Origin of the sequence: Corynebacterium sp. HMSC061H03, assembly GCF_001838215.1 — a bacterium.
Lineage (GTDB): Bacteria > Actinomycetota > Actinomycetes > Mycobacteriales > Mycobacteriaceae > Corynebacterium > Corynebacterium jeikeium_D.
Genome location: NZ_KV836075.1, coordinates 142,124 through 161,788, shown reverse-complemented (window position 1 = coordinate 161,788; position 19,665 = coordinate 142,124). Strand labels below are relative to the sequence as shown.

The following is a 19,665-nucleotide window of genomic DNA, read 5'->3' as shown; positions in this document are numbered from 1 at the left end:
TGTGCGAAAGTGCGCATGGCGTAGTCCGGGCTTGGGGATAGATTGCAGTCAATCCCGCTAAGGAGAAGCGGAAAATCCGTGCTCATGTGAATGCTGTGTGAAAGGAGAAGCAGGGTGGTGGCAAGGTCGAACGTGGTGGAGTTTAGGGCGATTTCGCAGTCGGGTTCGGTCGCCCCGGTCGGTGTCTCAAGGCAATCGCTGGAGCTGCTGGGGCGGGCAGAGGCTCTGCTAGCGAATGCTCGGAATGCCAGCTCTGATGAGATGTTGGAGCTTTCCTACTGTGCGGCGCTGCGTTGCGCAGGCGCGCTGTTGAATCGCGACGATGTGTCGGTGGCTGGGGGTTCTGGCTCGGGCGCTCGTTCGGGCTCGGTAGTTAAGCGTCGTCGTTCGGCAACACAGAGTGCCTGGTTGCGTTTAAAGAAAGAGCAGCCCGAATTTGATAGCTGGGTCACCAAGTTTGAGCAGTTCACCGCGCTGCGTGAGGAAGTCCGGTTGGGTATTTCGCGTCGCATTGACTCTCGGCGGGCGCAGGAGTTGTGGGATTTAAGTTGTGCATTCTTGGGGGCTGTCCGGGCTGAGCTGGGTGTTCTGCCCGCAGCTGCGTAAGCCGGTGGGGGCGTGTTAGAGCGTTGCTTTCCTAAATAAATGGGGGATTGTTCGGATTCATGGAACAATAGAGGTGAGTCGCCCGTTGAAGGGGTAAGAATGAAGCTAACGGACGCCGCGTTAGCAGCACGTGGCCTGTAATTAACTTTGTTGTATCGGCATTGTTAGTTGAGGGGTCAAGGCTCGCCAGTATCGCGGTGGGCAATGCTCAAGTAGGCGATGGAGGAATTGTGGGACTATCTGAGCACGAACAGCGGATGCTCGACGAAATCGAGTCTGCACTCTACGCTGAGGATCCTAAATTTAGTTCGACGATGGCCGGAAATGCGTTCAGCTTTCCGGAGGAAAACAGCGCACCTCGTGGGTTTTCCATCCAGGTTTTTGCGCTCATGCTCCTCGGTCTGCTGATGTTGATTGGCGGCGTCGCTCTTTTCTCTGTGAGCAATTGGTTCATTGTGTTATCGGTTGCCGGCTTTGGCCTTATGTTCGGTTCCGGCGTTTGGGCTCTGACCGGCGCCGGTAAGCAGGAGAAGGCTAGTTCTGCTTCGGGGCTGAGCTTTGGAAAGACTAAGTCCGGGGCGGCAAAGAGTCGTCGAGGGACCTCGGGTAGCCGTGGCTCCTCTGGTGATTCCACGTTGGAATCGCGTTTCCGTGGCCGCTTCGAGGGGCGTTAGGGGATAAGCCTCAAGAATTAACAAGTGAGGGCAAGCCAGCGATGGCTTGCTCTCACTTTTTTGTTTTTCTAGACGTGAATCGTCTCCACAAGATCTCACCCACTTTGCCCCACCCCGAGTCTCCACTTTCCCCCACTTAGCTATTGGGATGGAGGAATTCTTATCTGCGGTCGTTGTTGGTATCTCCGAAAGTTTGGCTCTGGCGACATAAAATTGCAGGTCAACGCGCTAAGTCTGGCGACCAGGTTGAATCTGGATGGTTTTTAGCAGGTAAGTGGTGGGTAGTGGGGCGTAAACTGCTTTCTGTTAACAATGTGGTTGGTGTGGCGTCGTTATCGGCGTGGTTGCGGGTGGGTGCCCCACTTTTTATTCGCGCTTTAATTGTCGAGGTGATTCTTTAAAAGTCCAGGTCAATTGGGTTAAAGTGGATGTCCTGGCGGCGGGGTTGCGCTGATTCTGTGACTATTTTTCTTCTTCTTGTGTTGATAGTGGCAGATAGTGGGGTAAAGTGGGGCGTGATGTTGATTGAGGTTGGTCAACATTGCAGAAGTGAATATCCGATTTGCGCTTAAAGTTTGGCGAGATTTTGGCACTGCGGTAAAGCACAGCCCTCCGGCTCTGCTTGAAGGCAACGCCTAAATCCCTGAATTCGGTAAGCGTTTGTGCGTTGACATTGAGGTTGACACGGGGATAGGAGGCCAGTGACGCATGTTTCTGGGCACCTATACGCCGAAGCTTGATGACAAAGGGCGCCTGACGTTGCCAGCGAAGTTCCGTGAGGATCTCGCAGGTGGCCTGATGGTCACTAAAGGGCAGGATCATTCTCTGGCGGTGTATCCGAAAGAGGAGTTCGTCAAATTAGCTCAGCGGGCTACTAAGGCCTCTCGTACGAATGCCAAGGCGCGAGCTTTCATCCGAAATCTTGCGGCGAGCACCGATGAGCAGCGTCCTGATGGCTCGGGGCGAATCACGTTATCGATGGATCACCGTCGGTACGCGAATCTCTCCAAGGAGTGCGTGGTTATCGGCTCTATTGACTTTCTGGAGATCTGGGACAAAGAGTCCTGGGAGGCCTACCAGGCGGAGCATGAAGCTGATTTCTCCGAAGGTGAGGATGACTCGCTGTTCGGCGTTTTATAAACCGCTTGGAATAACCGAAAAGAGGGAATGTCCGCATGGACTCTGCCTGATAGCCCCTGGTGTACTTCCCCGATACCAGGTTCTGTCAGGCGGGGCCCTGTGAACATCCCCGCTTTTTGTTTTAAGCACCGATAGCAGCATTCCCAGTAGTGCTCATGAGGTGCGGTCTGGTTGCTGGCGCGGCACTCGTCGTTAAGCAAACCGGGAATACACTCGATAGATTCTCTGACCAGTGCGAACATACCCGGTGAGGAGGGGAAATGAACGGATCGGCACCTGCGGATGATCGCAAGTCCGGCGAGTTTGGTCATGTCCCCGTTTTGCTTCATCGAGTAACTGATTTGTTGCGCCCGGGCATCGAGGCACTGGGTGACGACGCAGTAGTTGTCGACGGCACTCTTGGTGCCGGTGGACACACGGAATACCTGTTGGAGCAGTTCCCGAAGCTCTGCGTTGTTGGACTCGATCGCGATGACAATGCATTGCGAGGGGCAGAAGAACGTCTCGCGCGCTTCGGTGATCGCTTTGTAGGGTTCCGTGTGCGTTTCGATTCGCTCGCCGAGGTGCTCAGTGGTGAAATTTCTGCAGCCGCGGGTGGAAGTGGCGCGGAGGACATTCTCGCCCGCGCCGCTGAGAAGGGCATTGCAGGTGCGCTTTTCGATCTCGGTGTTTCCTCGATGCAGCTTGACCAAGTCAATCGTGGATTCGCCTACCGAGTCGACGCCCCGCTGGACATGCGCATGGATGCAAGCCAGGGGATTACCGCAGCGGATGTGCTCAATACCTATTCGCACGGTGATATCGCGCGCATCCTATCGACTTACGGCGACGAGCGCTTCGCCGGCAAGATCGCCTCGGCAGTCCTGCGTGAGCGGGAGAAGGAACCGTTTACGACCTCCGGTCGTCTGGTCGAGCTGCTCTACGAAACCATTCCGGCGGCATCTCGCCGCAAGGGCGGACACCCGGCCAAGCGTACGTTTCAGGCTCTTCGTATCGAGGTAAATCGTGAGCTTGAAGCTCTGGAAAATGTACTGCCACAGGTCTGCAATGCACTCGCAGTCGATGGGCGTGCAGTGTTCATGAGCTACCAGAGTCTGGAAGACCGCATCGTCAAGAAGGACTTTGCGGAGCGCGTGAAGTCGACAACCCCACCGGGGCTCCCGATGGAGCTTCCGGGGCATGAACCGCACTTTGCTCTCATCACGAGAGGTGCGGAGAAGGCGTCGGCAAGCGAGATCGAAGACAACCCCCGAGCCGCACCGGTGAGAGTTCGCTGTATCGAGCGGATTCGAGCCGATTGACCCAAACCTTTCAACCGCACCAAACGCACCCTTAACGATCTAAGTACTGGGAGAACTTTCGAGCATGGCAACGACAATCACGGAGCACGCCCCCACCCGGCGCACCTCCCGCGGCGCATCTGCAACCGTCGCCGGTGCCAAGACGAAGACTCGTCAGCGCGGTCGCAGCGCCCGCACGAAACAGGATCTTTATCAGCGCCGGCGGTTTGGGCGCACAGGTTCTCAGCAGGTCATCTCGGTGCGTGGGCGTCGCGTTACGACGTCCTCGAGGGATAACCACAAGTTTGCCGGTGCGGCCGTGATGATCATTCTCGTCGTTGCCGGAATCGTGGCGGCGATGTGGCTGTCGGGTATTTCGACCTCGACATCCTTGCAGCTGGATGCTGCGCAGACCAAGGAAAAGGAGCTGCGTAACCAGCTGGAGGTGCTCGAGCGGGATGTTGCTTACATGAAGTCAACCGGTGCTATCGCGCAGCGTGCTGTGGAAGAGGGCATGGTCAATCCGGAGCAGCCTGCCGTTTTGACGACCGATCCGGAAGGCAAGGTCGTGGAAGTGCGACCGGGCGATGAGAAGCAGCAGAAGATTGTCGACCTCAATAACGAGTCGCCGAATATTCCGCATGCGCCGTCGTCGAACCCGAAGGACACCGAGAATGTTCCGGGGATGCAGGCACCGGCCATTGAGGAAGCGCACCCACGTCCGAACGGGTTGCCGGCAACCGCTCCGTATGCGCCGCAGAACCATGAGCCCGCACCAGCACCTGCGCCGGCTCCGGCACCCGCGCCTGAGGCTGAAGCGCCAGCGCCAGCCCCAGAAGCGCCAGCCGCGGCGCCGGAAGCACCGGAAGCTCCGGCACCCGAGCCAGCTCCAGCACCGTAGGAACTTAGAAAACAAACTGGGCCAAACTGGCCAACTGTCCGATATTCTGGCGGTTCCACTGTTTCTGGTCAGTCGACTGTAGACTAATTAATTCAGTACTCGCGATGGCAGGGAATACCGCCTAACGTTATCGCGCGCGGGAGAATCGACTTAGTAGAAAGCACTAGCGCATGATTCGATCTGAAGACGACTACCCCAACCGTGGAGGGGGGTATGACTTCGGCGAACGTGCTTACCGAATTACATCCCGTGAGCGCAGAGGCCAAAGTCGCGTTCGGGATGGTCAGCGCAGCCGGGGGCTCGATGCTAAAACCAACCGAAGCGTGCCCCCGCGCGAAAAAATGCGCATTAGTAATAAGGACTTCATCCGACGTCGCAACTGGCTGCAGTTTATAGGCGCTATCGCAGTTGTAGTGCTGGTCTCCCGTTTGGCTTGGGTGCAGCTCGTCGCAGGTCCTGACCTGTCGGCGGCGGCGCAGAATCAGCGCACGGTGGAAGTTGTTGATGCAGCTCGGCGCGGTGCGATTCTCGATCGTAACGGAGCTCAGCTTGCCTTCACTATGGAGGCACGCAGTATTACCGTTCACCCGAACACTTTGCGCAAGTGGATTGGGGACGCCCATAAGCAGCGCCCGGATGATGTCGCTACCTACGATGAACGCCTCGAGCAGATCGCCAAGGATTTGCCGAAGCTACTCGACGTGGCCGACATCGACGCGGAGAAGTCGGGAAGCAGTCGCCGTCGTCAAGCGGAACCCGAAACCGAGGAGAACTCGGTGATGAGCGCGCCGTCCCGGGTGAGCTCGAAGGACATTCTGGAGAAGCTGCGCAATGAGGACAGCACCTATGAGGTGCTCGTGCGTAATGTCGACCCGGACAAGGCCGCTGCCATCGTGGAAAAGTATCCGGAACTGGTGGCGGAGCGTCAGGATATTCGCCAGTACCCGAATGGGGCGACGGCGGCTAACGTCATCGGCAAGATTGGCATGGATGGCGTCGGCCAGTTCGGCTTTGAAGCCTCTCGTGATGCCACTTTGCAGGGTATTAACGGTGGCAAGACCATTGATATCGCCTCTAACGGTGTGGCAATCCCGGGATCCACGCGCGATGTCCACGCAGCTGTGGACGGTACGACTTACGAGCTGACCCTGGACCTCGACATGCAGTACTTTGTCCAGCAGCAGGTCAACCAGGCGAAGGCCAACTCGGGAGCGAAGGATGCGTCGGCAGTCGTGCTCGACGCGAAGACCGGCGAAGTGCTTGCAATGGCGCAGGCGGACACGGCTAACCCGAATAAGGATATGGGGGCCGAGCTCGAAGAGGGGCGCACTATCGGAAACTCCGCTGTATCGAACCCATTTGAGCCGGGCTCTGTAGCAAAGATCATTACCGCCGCGGCCGCTATCGAAGATGGCAAGACCACACCGGATGAGGTTCTGCAGGTCCCGGGCACGATTGATATGGCGGGTGTCACCGTGCGCGATGCATGGGAGCACGGCACGGAAGCTTTCACGACGACCGGTGTATTCGGCAAGTCCTCCAATGTCGGCACCCTAATGCTGGCAGAGCGTTTGGGTCAGGACCGCTTCGCTGAGATGCTGCATCTCTTCGGGCTGGGGCAGTCCACGGGTATCGAGTTGCCCAGTGAATCGTCCGGCTTTGTGCCACAGCGTCCGCAGTGGTCCGGCGGTACATTTGCGAACCTGCCCATTGGTCAGGGTATGGCCATGACACTGCTGCAGATGACAGGAGTTTTCCAGGCAATCGCCAACGATGGCGAGCGCATCCCGCCGCGTATGATTCGTTCGACAATTTCCCCGGACGGCACGAAGACGGCAACAGAGCGCCCGGAAACAGTGCGTGTGGTTAGCCCGGAGACCGCCCAAACTGTGCGCGCTATGTTTGAAGGCGTTATGCAGTCTGATCCCACGGGGCAGCAGTCGGGTACCGCGGCCGGCAATAGTATTGAGGGATACTCGCTCACAGGCAAGACAGGTACGGCGCAGAAGTTTGACCCCGACACCGGCGCGTACTCGAATTCCAAGTACCACATCACGTTTGCAGGCATCGCGCCTGCCGACGATCCCCGTTTTGTCATTGGCATTATGCTTGACGAACCCCAGCGTGGTGTCCATGGTGACGGCGGTCAGTCAGCAGCCCCACTGTTTAAGGACATCGCCGCTTGGGCGCTTAACCGCTACAACGTACCGCCGTCGCCACCCCGCGAGGGCAAGTTGTTGCTGCAGCCGTAACGAGGTCACCACCACAATGAAGTTACCGCGACAGCACTAATACACAGACTTTTATTACTTTGGTTTCTGCAAAGTGAATCTCTTGAATTTTTCCAACCTGTTGTACACCAACGACTGACTTGAAAGAGGGAACAGCCAATGACCGCCACCCTTGCGAAATTGTGTAACCTCGCGCATGGCCGACTTGACGGCATTACCGAATCCGCGGCGGCAGGAGCGGATATCGCCGCAATCGAACTCAACGCTGCCGAAGTGCCTGAAGGCGGAATGTTTGCTGCCGTCCCAGGTACTCGCACGCATGGTGCGCGCTACGCGCAGCAGTCGGCTGCTACAGCGATCCTGACTGATGAGGAAGGTCTGAAAATCCTGCGGGAAGCAGGGGAGACTCGACCAGTCCTGGTTGTCGACGATGTCCGGGCCGTCATGGGGCACGTTGCTGCAGAAATCTACGATCACCCCTCGGATTCACTGACCATCATTGGGGTTACCGGCACCTCTGGCAAGACCACCACGACCTACATGCTGGAGGGCGCGCTCCTGGCAGCTGGATGCTCGACAGGCATCATTGGTACTACCGGCACGCGCATCAATGGCCGTGCCGTTCCGTCGAGCCTGACTACCCCAGAGGCTCCAGCCCTCCAGCGCCTGTTCCACCAGATGCTCTCCGAGGGTGTGACGCACGTTGTCATGGAGGTTTCTTCCCACGCACTGTCGTTGGGACGTGTAGACGGAGTCAGTTTCGACGTCGGCTGTTTCCTCAACCTCTCGCAGGATCACCTGGACTTCCACAAGACCTTGGAAGAGTATTTCCAAGCCAAGGCCAAGCTCTTTGATCCTGAAGGTCCGACACATGCACCGAAGGCTGTCGTGTGCATCGACGACGACTGGGGTGTCCGCATGGCAGATATCGCTGCCGGCGACCCGGATGTCCAAGTCACCACTGTCCATACTCAGCATCGCGTAACCGACAAGACGCCAGCTGCCGAGGTCTTTGCAGAATGGCACGCCGCTGCAGCCACTGTCGCCACTAACGGTGTCCAGCATGTGGAGCTAACGCGAAACAACACTGACACAGTTGAGGTGGAAGTTCCTCTGCCGGGTGCTTTCAACGTTGCCAATGCCGCAGTCGCATGGGCTGTGCTCGATGCGATTGGGCATGCCAATGACGCGGCCAAGAGCGGTCTGGCACAGGTGCGTGTGCCAGGCCGCATGGAGCGCATCGATCGCGGACAGGACTTCCTGGCTGTGGTGGACTATGCCCACAAGCCAGCCGCAGTAGCTGAAGTGTTGGCCACCTTGCGTGCACAGACCGAAGGTCGCGTGCTGGTTGTCGTCGGCGCCGGTGGCGACCGCGATAGTGCCAAGCGTCCAATTATGGGAGCTGAGGCTGCATGCGGTGCCGATGTCGTCATCATCACCGATGACAATCCACGCTCCGAGGTGCCCTCTGAAATCCGTGCGGCCGTGGTCGCCGGTGCGAAGGAAGCGGTTGCCAGCAGCAAGGCCAGTTCTGACACGGTTGTTGAGGAAATCGGCGATCGCGGCCAGGCAATTCGCCGTGTCGTCGAACTTGCCCACAGCGGCGACAGCATCGTGGTGGCAGGCAAGGGACACGAAACCGGCCAGGATATCGGTGGCGTGATTCACCCGTTCGATGACCGTGAGCAGCTGGCCGAAGCACTCACACAGCGACTGGAGGGATCCGCTGATTGAGATTGCTGAAATCGCTGAGGAAGCGCACCACCTGACATGCCTACCGCGAACCATTCGCGGTAAGCGAATAGAATCAAGAAATCATCCTTTACTAGGCGCCTGGAACTCTAACCAACAAGGACTATAGACATCATGATTGCCCTGACCGCCGCGGAAATCGCTCACATCGTGGGAGGTGAACTCGCCCACGTCAATGATGACGCCACAGTGACTCAGCCCGCAGAATTCGATTCCCGAAAGATTCGCGAAGGCTCGCTCTTCCTCGCCCTACCGGGCGCGCGTGTCGACGGCCACGACTTCATCGATCAGGCTGTGGCAGCTGGAGCGACGATGGCACTGGCGGCACGAGATGTTGGGCAACCTGCGGTCGTCGTCAAGCCCCTTGGTAAGCAGGACTCCAATGCCGACGCATTTGCACACGATCCGGATGGTTCCGGGGCGGCGGTGCTGGAAGCGCTTGGTAAGTTGGCGCGTTACGTCGTCGACGAGCTGAAGAAGGATCAGCTGCATGTCGTCGGTGTGACGGGTTCGGCGGGAAAGACGTCGACGAAGGACATGATGGCGACGCTGCTGCGTACCGACGGTCCGACGGTGGCGCCGAAGGGGTCGTTTAACAACGAAATTGGACATCCGTACACGGTGCTGCAGTGCACTTCGGAGACGAAGTACCTGGTTGCGGAGATGAGCGCACGCGGAATTGGGCATGTGGCCCACCTGGCGCGCATTGCGCCACCGACTATTGGTGCGGTGCTCAATGTTGGCACGGCGCACCTTGGTGAGTTTGGCTCGCGCGAGGCAATCGCGCAGGCTAAGGGCGAGCTCGTGGAAGCGCTGCCGGCTGCGGAGCAGGGCGGTGTGGCCGTACTTAATGCCGACGATGACTACGTCACTGGCATGGCTCCGCGTACCCAGGCGAAGGTGGTGTTCTTCTCTGCAGATGAGAACTCCGAACGCCACGCAACCGCGGATTACCGCGCCACGAATGTGCAGCTCGACGATCTTGCTCGTGCATCTTTTGACCTGCATGTACCGGACGGGCGTACATTCCCGATCCAACTGCAGGTCTATGGTGCGCACCAAGTGGCCAATGCCCTGGCGGCGATTGCGGTGGCAGTGGAATCCGGTATTGATGCTGAGCAGGTCGCAAAGGCGATGGCCGCGCATGTGGCAGCGTCAGAGCGGCGCATGGATGTCCAGCAGCTCACTGGCAACATCGTCGTTATTAACGATTCCTACAATGCCAACCCTGATTCGATGCGTGCGGGGATTGATGCTCTGGCACGTACAGCAGCTGGCCCAACGCACCAGGACGCCTCATCGTGGGCCGTGCTGGGACAGATGGGTGAGCTTGGTGATTCCGCTGAAGATGAGCACTCGTCGCTTGGCGAGTACCTTGTGGGCCGCGGCATCGATCGACTAATTGCAGTCGGAGAGAGTTCTAATGTGCATGCCCTGGCCGACAAAGCGGAAGAGTTGGGGTTAAATACTTCTAGGGTGCCGGATACATCCACTGCCGCGGATTTGGTGGCGGCCGAGGTGCGTCCGGACGATGTGGTGTTAGTCAAGGCCTCCTATGCGGACGGTATGTGGCGGGTCGCGGACTCGCTGGCTGCCAAGGTTGGGACTACGCCCGAAGGTGAAAGCGGAGAGGAAAAGTAAGTGATTCAACTTATTCTCAGTGGTGCGATTGCATTTCTGGTGAGTGTCTTTTTAACACCAGTGCTTATTCGCAAATTCTCTGCTGAAGGTCTTGGCCAGGAGATCCGTGAAGAAGGGCCGAAGAGCCACCTGCGCAAGCGGGGAACTCCGACTATGGGCGGCATCGCCATCATCGCCGCAATCGTCGCTGGTTATTTCCTCTCACACCTCGTTACGTATATCCAGACTGGCGTGGGGCCGTCCGCCTCCGGTCTGTTGGTGATGTTCCTGGTTCTGGCGATGGGCGCATTGGGTTTTGCCGATGACTTCATCAAACTCTACAAAGGACGCAACCTGGGGCTGAACAAGACAGCGAAGCTGGTTGGGCAGCTGGCGGCAGCGCTGATTTTCGGCGTGCTGCTGCTGCAGTTCCCGGATGCGTCTGGCTTGACTCCCGGTTCGACGAGCTTGTCGCTGATTCGAGATATTCCGTTCCTGAATCTGGCACCGGGGCCTGTGTGGTTCGGCATGATTGTCTTCCTGGTATTTGTCTTCATCGTCATTGCCGCATGGACGAATGCCGTCAATCTCACTGATGGCCTTGACGGCCTGGCCGCTGGCGCCACCGCGCTGCTACTGGCCACCTACACGCTGATTTCCTTCTGGCAGTTCCGTAACTCTTGCGAGGCTTCGCTGGGCAGCGGTTGCTACAACGTCCGCGATCCGCTGGATATCGCCGTTATTTCCGTCGCGGGTCTGGGCGCCTGTTTGGGCTTCCTGTGGTGGAATGCAGCGCCGGCAAAGATCTTCATGGGAGATACCGGTTCGCTGGCTCTTGGCGGTTTGGTAGCGGGTCTGTCATTTGTCACCAAGACTGAGCTGCTGATGGTTATCATTGGCTTCATCTTCGTGATGGAAGTTGCTTCCGTGGCAATCCAGATCGCGGTTTTCCAGACGACTGGCAAGCGCGTATTCCGCATGGCTCCTCTCCATCACCACTTCGAAAACGGAGGTTGGGCGGAGACAACTGTTGTCGTTCGCTTCTGGCTACTCGCAGGCATTTTCAACATGATTGGCGCAGCCATCTTCTACAGTGACTGGCTCTCTCAGGTAGGCGTATTTCAATGATTAACTCACCAGACCCGACCAACCTCACCGATATCCGAAATCTCGACTTAGTCGCTACGGTGCGCTCTGGTCGAGTTCTGGTGGCAGGAGCCGGAGTTTCCGGTCGCGGTGCCATTGCGATGCTCAAGGACATCGGCTGTCCGGAAGTTGTCGTCGTGGACGATTCTGCTCTCGGCGCACTGGTTGCCGCTGACTTTTCGGTTCGGCATGTCACGACCGCAGACGCTCGCGACGAGCTTGCCGACGCGGTTGCGATTGTGACCTCGCCAGGGTGGCGTCCGACCAGTCCGCTGTTCGGCGCCGCCGCTGAGGCCGGTGTCCCGGTATTCGGCGATGTGGCGCTGGCTTTCGCCGGCGACTGTGCCCAGCTGTGGGGGCCGAAACGTACCTGGCTGGTAGTCACCGGCACTAACGGCAAGACCACAACCACCTCCATGCTGGCCGCCATGCTCGGGGAGCAGGGCGCAGCTGTGGGCAACATTGGTGTGGCTCTGTACGACGCACTGACTGCTGAGCCTCGTATCGAGGTCTTGGCCGCAGAGCTGTCCAGCTTCCAGCTGCACTGGGCTCCAAACATTCGCCCAGATGCGGGAGTACTGCTGAACCTGGCGGAAGACCACATCGACTGGCACGGTTCTTACGAAAACTACGGTCTGGACAAGACCCGTGCGCTGCGCGGTACTGTCGCAATCTACGGTGCGGATGACGCAGATGTCGTCGAGCACGTGGAAAAGATGCTGAAAAACGACGAGCTCGGCAACTCCGTCGTGGGCTTTACCGATGGTCCCCCGGAGGCACACCAGGTCGGAGTTCGCGACGGCATGATTGTCGACCGCGCTTTTGGCGGCGGCGATGCCGCAGCTGACGACTCTGGTCCGGGCATTGTCATCGCACCGGTAGCGGGAATTTCTCCTCCCGGCCGGGCAGGTGTTCTCGACGCGGTGGCCGCCACTGCGATGGCGCGCAGTATCGGTACCTCACCGGAGCAAATTGCAGCGGCATTGGAGACTTTCGAAGTTCGCGCACACCGCGGTCAGATTGTCCATAAGGCAAATGATGTCGTGTGGATTGATGACTCCAAGGCCACCAACCCCCACGCTGCCGACGCTGCACTGTCCGGTCATGAGCGTGTCGTTTGGATCGTCGGTGGTCAGCTCAAGGGCGCGGAAATCTCTCCGCTAGTGGCGAAGCATGCTCATCGCCTGCAGGCCGCCGTGGTTCTGGGCGTCGATAGGCAACTAGTCAGCGATGCGCTCTCCCGCATCGCACCTGCTGTGCCGGTCGTTGTCATTGATGACACCGACAAGGTTGATGCCATGGCAAAGGCCTGTATGGCAGCTAGTGAATATGCCAACCCTGGGGATGTGGTGCTGTTGGCACCAGCTGCCGCCAGCTTGGACATGTACTCCGGAATGGCTGAACGTGGCGACTTGTTCGCGCAATGGGCGCAGAAGGTGACGTCAACTGATGGATAACTCCCGCAAGGCTCGTAATTTAAGCGCTAGTGCCGCGACGGCACAAAAGGGGACGAAGGCTACCAGTTCACAGCGGCCCTCGTCGTCTAGCTCTAGTGCTCGAGAGCGGCCGGCGTGGGTGGAGCGTTTTAACGACTGGAAGTCGCGTCCGCTGTTCGACTACCACCTACTGATGATTATCGTCGCGCTGCTGACGTCAATCGGACTGGTGATGGTGCTGTCGGCATCCATGGCCAGCGCGGGTAATGACTCGGGCAGCGTGTGGTCGGTGTTCATCCGTCAGCTGGTCATGGTGGTGGCGGGTCTCATCTCCATGTGGATCGTGCTGCGAATGCGGGTGGAATTGATTCGCTCGCTATCGACAGCAGCGCTGATTTTGTCCTTTGTGCTGCTGGTTTTGGTGATTATCCCTGGTATCGGCATCGGCCTGGAGGAAACCGGTGCGCGTTCGTGGCTGAGTATTGGTGGTATCACCATGCAGCCGTCAGAAATCGCGAAGATCGCGCTGGCACTGTGGGGTTCGAAGCTGCTGGCTGAAAAGGTCCGCACTGCTGTGTCCTATACCGATTTGTTCGGGCTGTTCGGTGCGGTCAGCTTCGTGGTATTGGCACTGGTGATGCTGCAGCGTGACCTCGGCATGGTTGCTTCCATGGCGTTCGTCGTGGTGGCGTTGGCGTGGTTCGCTGGCCTGCCGCGCGTATTCATCACCGGGCTGCTTGCCGCTGCGGCTTTCGCCCTGGTGATTTTTACCGTCACCGCGGGTTTCCGTTCGGCGCGAATCAGGGTCTACTTGGACTCGCTGCTTGGTAACTTCAACGACGTGCAGGGCGATGCCTACCAGTCCTACCAAGGCTTTCTTTCGCTTGCCGACGGCTCTCTCACCGGTGTCGGTCTTGGTCAGTCGAGCGCGAAGTGGGGATACCTACCGGAGGCGAAGAATGACTTCATTTTCGCCATTATCGGTGAGGAGACTGGTTTCCTCGGCGCGCTGATGGTTATTTTGCTCTACGCAGCGCTCGGCTGGGTGGGACTTCGTATCGCCGGTCGCCAGAACGATCCGTTTCTCCGTTTGCTCGCGGGCACGATTACTGCTGCAACCGTGGTGCAGGCTTTCATCAACATCGGCTACGTCGTCGGTGCGTTGCCAGTGACTGGTCTGCAGCTGCCGTTGATTTCCGCCGGTGGTACATCGGCGATGGTGACGTTGTTCTCAATGGGCCTGCTGGCCACATGTGCCCGCCACGAATCGGAAGCAGTCTCTGCAATGCAGACTTCGGGACGTCCGGGGCTGGACAGGTTCCTGGGTATACCGGAGCCAATCCCGTATGACGAATCGCGTCGCCACGCGCCGAAGGTGCGTGCCCATCGCGATCCGCAACGCTTCGGTCCTCCCGTGGTGACCAGTGGAGCGCGTACTCCACGCGGCGAGGGGGCGCAGGTGCGGGAAACCTACAGTGGCCGAGCTGACCGACCCAATCGGGCCGGCCGTAGTGGAGGCAGCCGCAGTGGTCGAGGTGCCGCCCCGCAGCGTGGCTCCCGAACCTCCGGCAGCTCCGGAAACTCGGGCAGCGTTCGTGGCCGCGAAGTGGATTATTCCTCTCGTAGTGACAACGGACGGACGCGGGGATTTACAGCGAGGTCGCCGCGGGCTGGACGGTCACAGGGCTCCTGGTCGTCGTCAAGCTCAGGCCGGGGCAGTAGGATTCGGGGCGAAGGCCGTGGCGGACAGTCGCGTTCGCGCCAGCGCCCGGGCCGAAACAATAGGAACGGCGGTTCAGCACCGCGGAGGAGGAATCGATAACACCATGGCAGACAAGAATCTGGGCGCAGCCGCTGGGGCGAAAGGCGCTTCGGAGTCTGAGCAGTTTCTCAAGGAAGATGGCTCTGCTCCGACCATTGTGGTGGCCGGCGGTGGTACGGCTGGCCATATCGAACCCGCATTGGCTGTGGCGGATGCGATTTTGAACCTGCAGCCGGAAGCCCGCGTCATTGCACTCGGTACGAATCGGGGGTTGGAGTCAACCCTCGTACCGGCGCGAGGCTATGACCTGGAGCTGATTCCGCCAGTGCCGGTGCCGCGCAAGCCGACTGCGGATTTGTTCAAGCTGCCTCTCAACGTCGCTCGTGCGGTGCGTGAGACCCGCAAGGTTTTCAAGCGCATTGACGCTGATGCGGTCATCGGCTTTGGTGGCTACGTATCGGCACCGGCCTACATGGCGTGCCGTGCGGGGAAGAAGATTCCGTTCCTGGTTCACGAGGCCAACGCCCGTGCGGGCCTGGCCAATAAGCTCGGTGTCGCACTCGGGGGCGTCGGTTTGGCCGCCGTGACTGGCTCTGGTCTGAAGGCCGAGGTCGTTGGCAATCCCGTGCGTGCCAGCCTCGCGGCGCTGGACCGCGACGCCAAGCGTGCTGAAGCCCGCGAGTTCTTCGGTTTACCGCAGGAGGGACCGGTGCTCTTTGTCACCGGTGGTTCGCAGGGGGCACGTTCCATCAACGAAGCTGTTACCGGTGCAGCCGCAGAGCTCGCCAACGCCGGTGTATCTGTACTGCATGCCTACGGCAAGAAGAATCACGTCGAGGTCGAGGCTATCCGCGAGGACGCCCCCTATGTCGCTGTGCCGTACATCGACCGGATGGATCTGGCGTACTCCGCCGCCGACCTGATTTTGTGCCGTTCCGGTGCGATGACGGTGGCTGAAGTCTCAGCTGTCGGCTTGCCTGCGGTGTATGTACCGCTGCCACACGGAAATGGGGAACAGGCGCTCAACGCCACCGATGTCATCGATGCTGGTGGCGGTATTCTCATCGCCGACGAGTCGCTGACTGCGGCATCAGTTTCGGATATCGTGATTCCGCTGGTCACGTCCCCAGAAAAGCTTGCCGACGGGCGCCGCGCCCTGGCCAACATTGGACATGGTAACGCTGCGGAGAACATTGCCCGTAGGGTGCTTTCTGCGGCTGTGAACCCTAAGAAGTAAAGCGAGCATAAACATGAACGTTAATTTCGATGACTTTCAGCCGGTAACGGGAGAGCTGCCCGCAAGTGTCCACATGATTGGCATTGGCGGTGCCGGTATGTCCGGTATCGCTCGCATCCTGTTGGCTCGTGGCATTCGTGTTACCGGTTCCGATGTCAAGGAGTCCCGCGCGGTGGTGGGACTACGTGCGATGGGAGCCACCATCGCCATTGGCCATGACCGTGCGAATCTTGAGCTTGCTGGCGAGGGAGAGCTGCCGGACGCAGTGGTCATTTCCTTCGCTGCTATCCCGAAGACGAATCCGGAGCTGGCCGGTGCACATGAGCTGGACATTCCGGTGCTCAAGCGCTCCGATGTGTTAGCGCTGTTGATGCAGGACTCCAAGGCTCTCCTGATCGCCGGTACTCACGGCAAAACCTCGACTACATCGATGACCGTCGCCGCTTTGCAGGCAGCTGGTTTGGATCCGTCTTTTGCCGTTGGCGGTCTGATGAGCAAGGCCGGCGTCAATGCTCACCAGGGCAGTGGTGACGTTTTTGTTGCTGAGGCCGATGAGTCGGATGCCTCGCTGTTGACCTACCAGCCGGAAGTGGCCGTAATTACCAACATCGAGCCCGATCACCTTGACTTTTTCGGTGACGACGAGACCTACTACGCCGTCTTTGACGCTTTTGCAGAGCGCATTAAGGATGGCGGTCATCTGGTCATCTGTGCTGAGGATCCGCATGCGGCCGCATTGGGCGAGCGCGCGGTGGAGCGCGGCATTAACGTGCTGGCTTATGGTGGGGAAGAAGCCTTGGCTAAACACCCGACGCTGCCGGTCGGTGCCGTTTTGCACGGCTGGACTCCCGTCGGTGGTGGTGCCCGCGTGGAGGCCACTGTTGGCTCGACATCGGTGAGGTTTGAACTGCATCAGCCCGGCCGTCACATGGCGCTCAACGCGCTGGCTGCAATGGTTGGTGGCGACTGCGTCGGGGCAGATTTGGGGCGTATGGCGCGCGGTCTCGGTGAATTCACCGGTGTCCGTCGCCGCTTTGACTACCACGGCAGTATCGGCGAGGGGCCATTTGTTGGCGCTCGTATCTACGACGACTACGCGCATCACCCGACCGAGGTCTCCGCAGTTCTCGGCGCAGCTCGGGAGTTGGTCACCGAGGCCGGTCGTGGCAAGGTCATCGCTGTGTTCCAGCCTCACTTGTACTCGCGTACTCGCAACTTTGCCGACGAGTTCGCTGCCGCCCTGTCTCTGGCGGACAAGGCCGTATTGCTCGATGTCTTCGGCGCCCGCGAGGAGCCGCTGCCGGGCGTCGACGGCGCGCTCATTGCCAACAAAATGACCATCCCTGTGACGTATGAGCCGCATTTCACCAGCGTCCCGGCTCGCGTTCGCGAAATCGCCGAACCGCACGATGTCATTCTGACCATCGGCGCTGGCTCTGTGACGATGCTTGCCGACGAAATCGTGCGCGAGCTCAGCGGAGACAACGACGAACAGGTGGAGTCGTAGCACTGTGAAAACCAGCCGAAAGCAATCTCAGCAGACCGACGGTGCAGACCGGGGCACAACAGCGTCGCGGCGTCGGCGTTCAGCGCGCGCCCCGCGACGCGGCTGGCTCATCGGCGGTGGCCTGGTCGCGATTATCGCCATCGTTGCAGCGGTGGTGTGGTTTTCGCCGTGGCTGGTTGTGAAAAACATCGATGTTGAAGGCGTCGTCCACGGGGATAAAGACGCGATTGTCGAGGCCAGTGGTATCTCCGAGAATCAAAAGCTCATTCGCTTGGACACGGATGCCTCAGCGCGCTCCGTGGCGGGGCAGCCGTGGGTCGATAGCGTGACTGTCAGTCGTTCGTGGCCGCAGGGCGTGACTATTTCGGTACGGGAATTCACCCCGGTGGTGTTTGTCCGTGCCACTGACGGAGAGCATCTGTTTTCCGCAAATGGTCAGGAGTTCGTCACGGCAGCCCCGCCGGCGGGTGTCATCGAGGTTGTTGATGCACCTCGTGTGGATGAGCCAACAGACGGCAAAGTTGACCCCGAACCGCGCGTTATCAAGGCAGTTTTGAACGTCGTCAAGGCGTTGCCAGAACCCGTTGCACACCGTGTGGAGCGGATTAGCGCTCCTTCCGAGGCAGAGATCAAGCTATTTCTGACCGATGGATACGAGGTGTACTTCGGGTCCTCGGATAATGCGGCAGAAAAGGCACGCGCGACGGAGATTGTGCTGAACCGTGGCGAGAAGATTTGGAATGTCTCCAACCCCCGACTACCCGCTGCTAAGGGAGAGTAGAGAATGGTGGTGTCTGGAGTGATTTCTGTGGCTAAACACTATCCCTCAAGTGCAGGTTTAAGGTAGCGACACGCGCTAAAAGGTCGCTGAATTATTTGCAGTTTTCGACCACAATGGGGTCAACAGCTTTTCGGCCATGATGCACTTCTTCCGTGCGGTGTCATGGAGAGCTGTACTGCCCGGCGGTGCCAATGCTGTCGTGCGGCCCATGTGCAACGTGGCTAGATGAAATTATTTAGGACCTATAGGAAAGGGCGAGAAACGCGCAATGACCTCCCCGAATAACTACCTCGCCGTTATCAAAGTCGTCGGTGTCGGCGGCGGTGGCGTCAATGCTGTCAACCGCATGATCGAGGAGGGGCTGAAGGGTGTCGAATTTATCGCAGTCAACACCGACTCGCAGGCCCTGATGTTCTCCGACGCTGATGTCAAGCTCGACATTGGGCGTGAGGCAACTCGTGGTCTGGGAGCTGGCGCTAACCCCGAGGTTGGCCGCACTTCCGCGGAAGACCACAAGGACGAGATTGAAGAGACCCTCAAGGGCGCCGACATGGTCTTCGTTACCGCAGGTGAGGGCGGTGGAACCGGTACCGGTGCAGCTCCGGTTGTCGCGAGCATCGCCAAGAAGTCCGGTGCCCTGACTGTTGGTGTCGTAACCAAGCCGTTCGACTTCGAGGGCAAGCGCCGTGCACGCCAGGCCGCCGAGGGCATTGAAACCCTCAAGGAGGTCTGTGACACCCTTATCACCATTCCGAACCAGCGTCTGCTGCAGATTGGTGAGCAGGATCTGTCCATGATGGACGCGTTCCGCTTCGCCGACGAGATTCTTTACAACGGTGTCCAGGGTATTACTGACCTGATTACCATTCCGGGCATGATTAACGTTGACTTCGCCGACGTCCGCTCGGTAATGGCTGAGGCTGGCTCGGCTCTGATGGGCGTTGGTTCCGCACGCGGCGACGACCGTGTGATGAACGCCGCTACTCAGGCCATTAACTCCCCGCTGCTGGAGTCCACCATGGATGGTGCACAGGGTGTGCTTATTTCCGTCGCCGGTGGCTCCGACCTGGGCTTGATGGAGGTCAACGCCGCCGCGTCCATCGTGGAGGAAAAGGCTGATCCGGATGCCAACATCATCTTCGGTACCATCATCGACGACAACCTCGGTGACGAAGTTCGCGTCACTGTGATCGCTACCGGTTTTGAGCAGGGTAACGGCAACCCGCTGGACAAGCCAGCCGCAGGTGCCGCTGCACGTCCGGCTGCACAGGATGCCGAGGCGCGTCCGGCCGCTGAGCAGGCACCGCGACAGGGCAGCGCACTGCCGGGCGGTGACAACCTCGGCGCTCCGGCCCCGCGTGCGGAGGAAGAGCGCCCGGTCGCGCAGCCGCGCGAGCGTGAGGATCGCGACCGCTTTGTCCCGCGCACCAACCCGAACAGCGGTGGTCTGTTCACCGACAACCCGACACCGCGTACGCAGGAATACCGCAACTACCGTGGTGCTCACCGTTCCGAGGATCGCGATGACCGCGACGACCGTCGTGGCGGCTACCAGGCTTCCAGCGACCTGCCGGAGTGGGGCTTCTAAGAAA

General features: G+C 59.2%; 15 protein-coding genes. All 15 read left to right on the top strand.

All coding sequences use genetic code 11. The features are described from left to right. Positions 1–117 precede the first annotated feature (117 nt). The 15 genes from HMPREF2787_RS07435 (at position 118) to ftsZ (ending at position 19,661) form a co-directional block, all read left to right on the top strand. Positions 118–606, top strand: coding sequence for an SAV_6107 family HEPN domain-containing protein (locus HMPREF2787_RS07435; RefSeq protein ID WP_048731236.1), 489 nt, complete (start codon positions 118–120; stop codon positions 604–606). Positions 607–836: 230 nt separating this feature from the next. Next, positions 837–1,280 (top strand): DUF3040 domain-containing protein, encoded by a 444-nt coding sequence (locus tag HMPREF2787_RS07430; RefSeq protein WP_048731191.1) that lies wholly within the window; start codon positions 837–839, stop codon positions 1,278–1,280. 708 nt (positions 1,281–1,988) lie between these two features. After that, positions 1,989–2,420, top strand: a complete 432-nt coding sequence (mraZ, locus tag HMPREF2787_RS07425) for a division/cell wall cluster transcriptional repressor MraZ (RefSeq protein WP_005510286.1) — start codon at positions 1,989–1,991, stop codon at positions 2,418–2,420. 260 nt (positions 2,421–2,680) lie between these two features. Next, positions 2,681–3,721 carry a 16S rRNA (cytosine(1402)-N(4))-methyltransferase RsmH gene (rsmH, locus tag HMPREF2787_RS07420; RefSeq protein WP_016423007.1) on the top strand — a complete coding sequence of 347 codons (1,041 nt, stop codon included), beginning with the start codon at positions 2,681–2,683 and terminating at the stop codon, positions 3,719–3,721. Positions 3,722–3,785: 64 nt separating this feature from the next. Further along, on the top strand, positions 3,786–4,601 hold the full coding sequence (locus tag HMPREF2787_RS11085; protein WP_016423006.1) for a cell division protein FtsL: 816 nt from the start codon (positions 3,786–3,788) through the stop codon (positions 4,599–4,601). 341 nt (positions 4,602–4,942) lie between these two features. After that, positions 4,943–6,853 (top strand): peptidoglycan D,D-transpeptidase FtsI family protein, encoded by a 1,911-nt coding sequence (locus HMPREF2787_RS07410; protein ID WP_048731186.1) that lies wholly within the window; start codon positions 4,943–4,945, stop codon positions 6,851–6,853. Between the two features lie 138 nt (positions 6,854–6,991). Beyond that, positions 6,992–8,566, top strand: coding sequence for a UDP-N-acetylmuramoyl-L-alanyl-D-glutamate--2,6-diaminopimelate ligase (locus tag HMPREF2787_RS07405; RefSeq protein WP_016423004.1), 1,575 nt, complete (start codon positions 6,992–6,994; stop codon positions 8,564–8,566). Positions 8,567–8,698: 132 nt separating this feature from the next. Then, positions 8,699–10,225, top strand: coding sequence for a UDP-N-acetylmuramoyl-tripeptide--D-alanyl-D-alanine ligase (murF, locus tag HMPREF2787_RS07400; RefSeq protein ID WP_070858909.1), 1,527 nt, complete (start codon positions 8,699–8,701; stop codon positions 10,223–10,225). Then, complete coding sequence (gene mraY, locus HMPREF2787_RS07395; RefSeq protein ID WP_016423002.1) at positions 10,226–11,332, top strand: phospho-N-acetylmuramoyl-pentapeptide-transferase; 1,107 nt, start codon at positions 10,226–10,228, stop codon at positions 11,330–11,332. After that, a complete protein-coding gene (gene murD / locus HMPREF2787_RS07390; RefSeq protein WP_049190466.1) occupies positions 11,329–12,807 on the top strand; it encodes a UDP-N-acetylmuramoyl-L-alanine--D-glutamate ligase in 1,479 nt (492 codons plus the stop codon). Before mraY ends, murD begins: the two co-directional genes overlap by 4 nt. Next, positions 12,800–14,608, top strand: coding sequence for a putative lipid II flippase FtsW (gene ftsW / locus HMPREF2787_RS07385; RefSeq protein WP_070429549.1), 1,809 nt, complete (start codon positions 12,800–12,802; stop codon positions 14,606–14,608). Before murD ends, ftsW begins: the two co-directional genes overlap by 8 nt. Before the next feature lie 4 nt (positions 14,609–14,612). Further along, entirely contained in the window at positions 14,613–15,785 is a 1,173-nt protein-coding gene (gene murG, locus HMPREF2787_RS07380) for an undecaprenyldiphospho-muramoylpentapeptide beta-N-acetylglucosaminyltransferase (protein ID WP_069359188.1), read from the top strand. A 13-nt stretch (positions 15,786–15,798) separates the two neighbouring features. Further along, the gene (gene murC / locus HMPREF2787_RS07375) at positions 15,799–17,292 is read left to right on the top strand and encodes a UDP-N-acetylmuramate--L-alanine ligase (protein ID WP_070858908.1); all 1,494 of its coding nucleotides are present in this window, start codon (positions 15,799–15,801) and stop codon (positions 17,290–17,292) included. A 4-nt stretch (positions 17,293–17,296) separates the two neighbouring features. Then, on the top strand, positions 17,297–18,073 hold the full coding sequence (locus tag HMPREF2787_RS07370) for a cell division protein FtsQ/DivIB (RefSeq protein ID WP_049192950.1): 777 nt from the start codon (positions 17,297–17,299) through the stop codon (positions 18,071–18,073). 268 nt (positions 18,074–18,341) lie between these two features. After that, positions 18,342–19,661 carry a cell division protein FtsZ gene (gene ftsZ / locus HMPREF2787_RS07365; protein ID WP_070566018.1) on the top strand — a complete coding sequence of 440 codons (1,320 nt, stop codon included), beginning with the start codon at positions 18,342–18,344 and terminating at the stop codon, positions 19,659–19,661. Positions 19,662–19,665 lie beyond the last annotated feature (4 nt).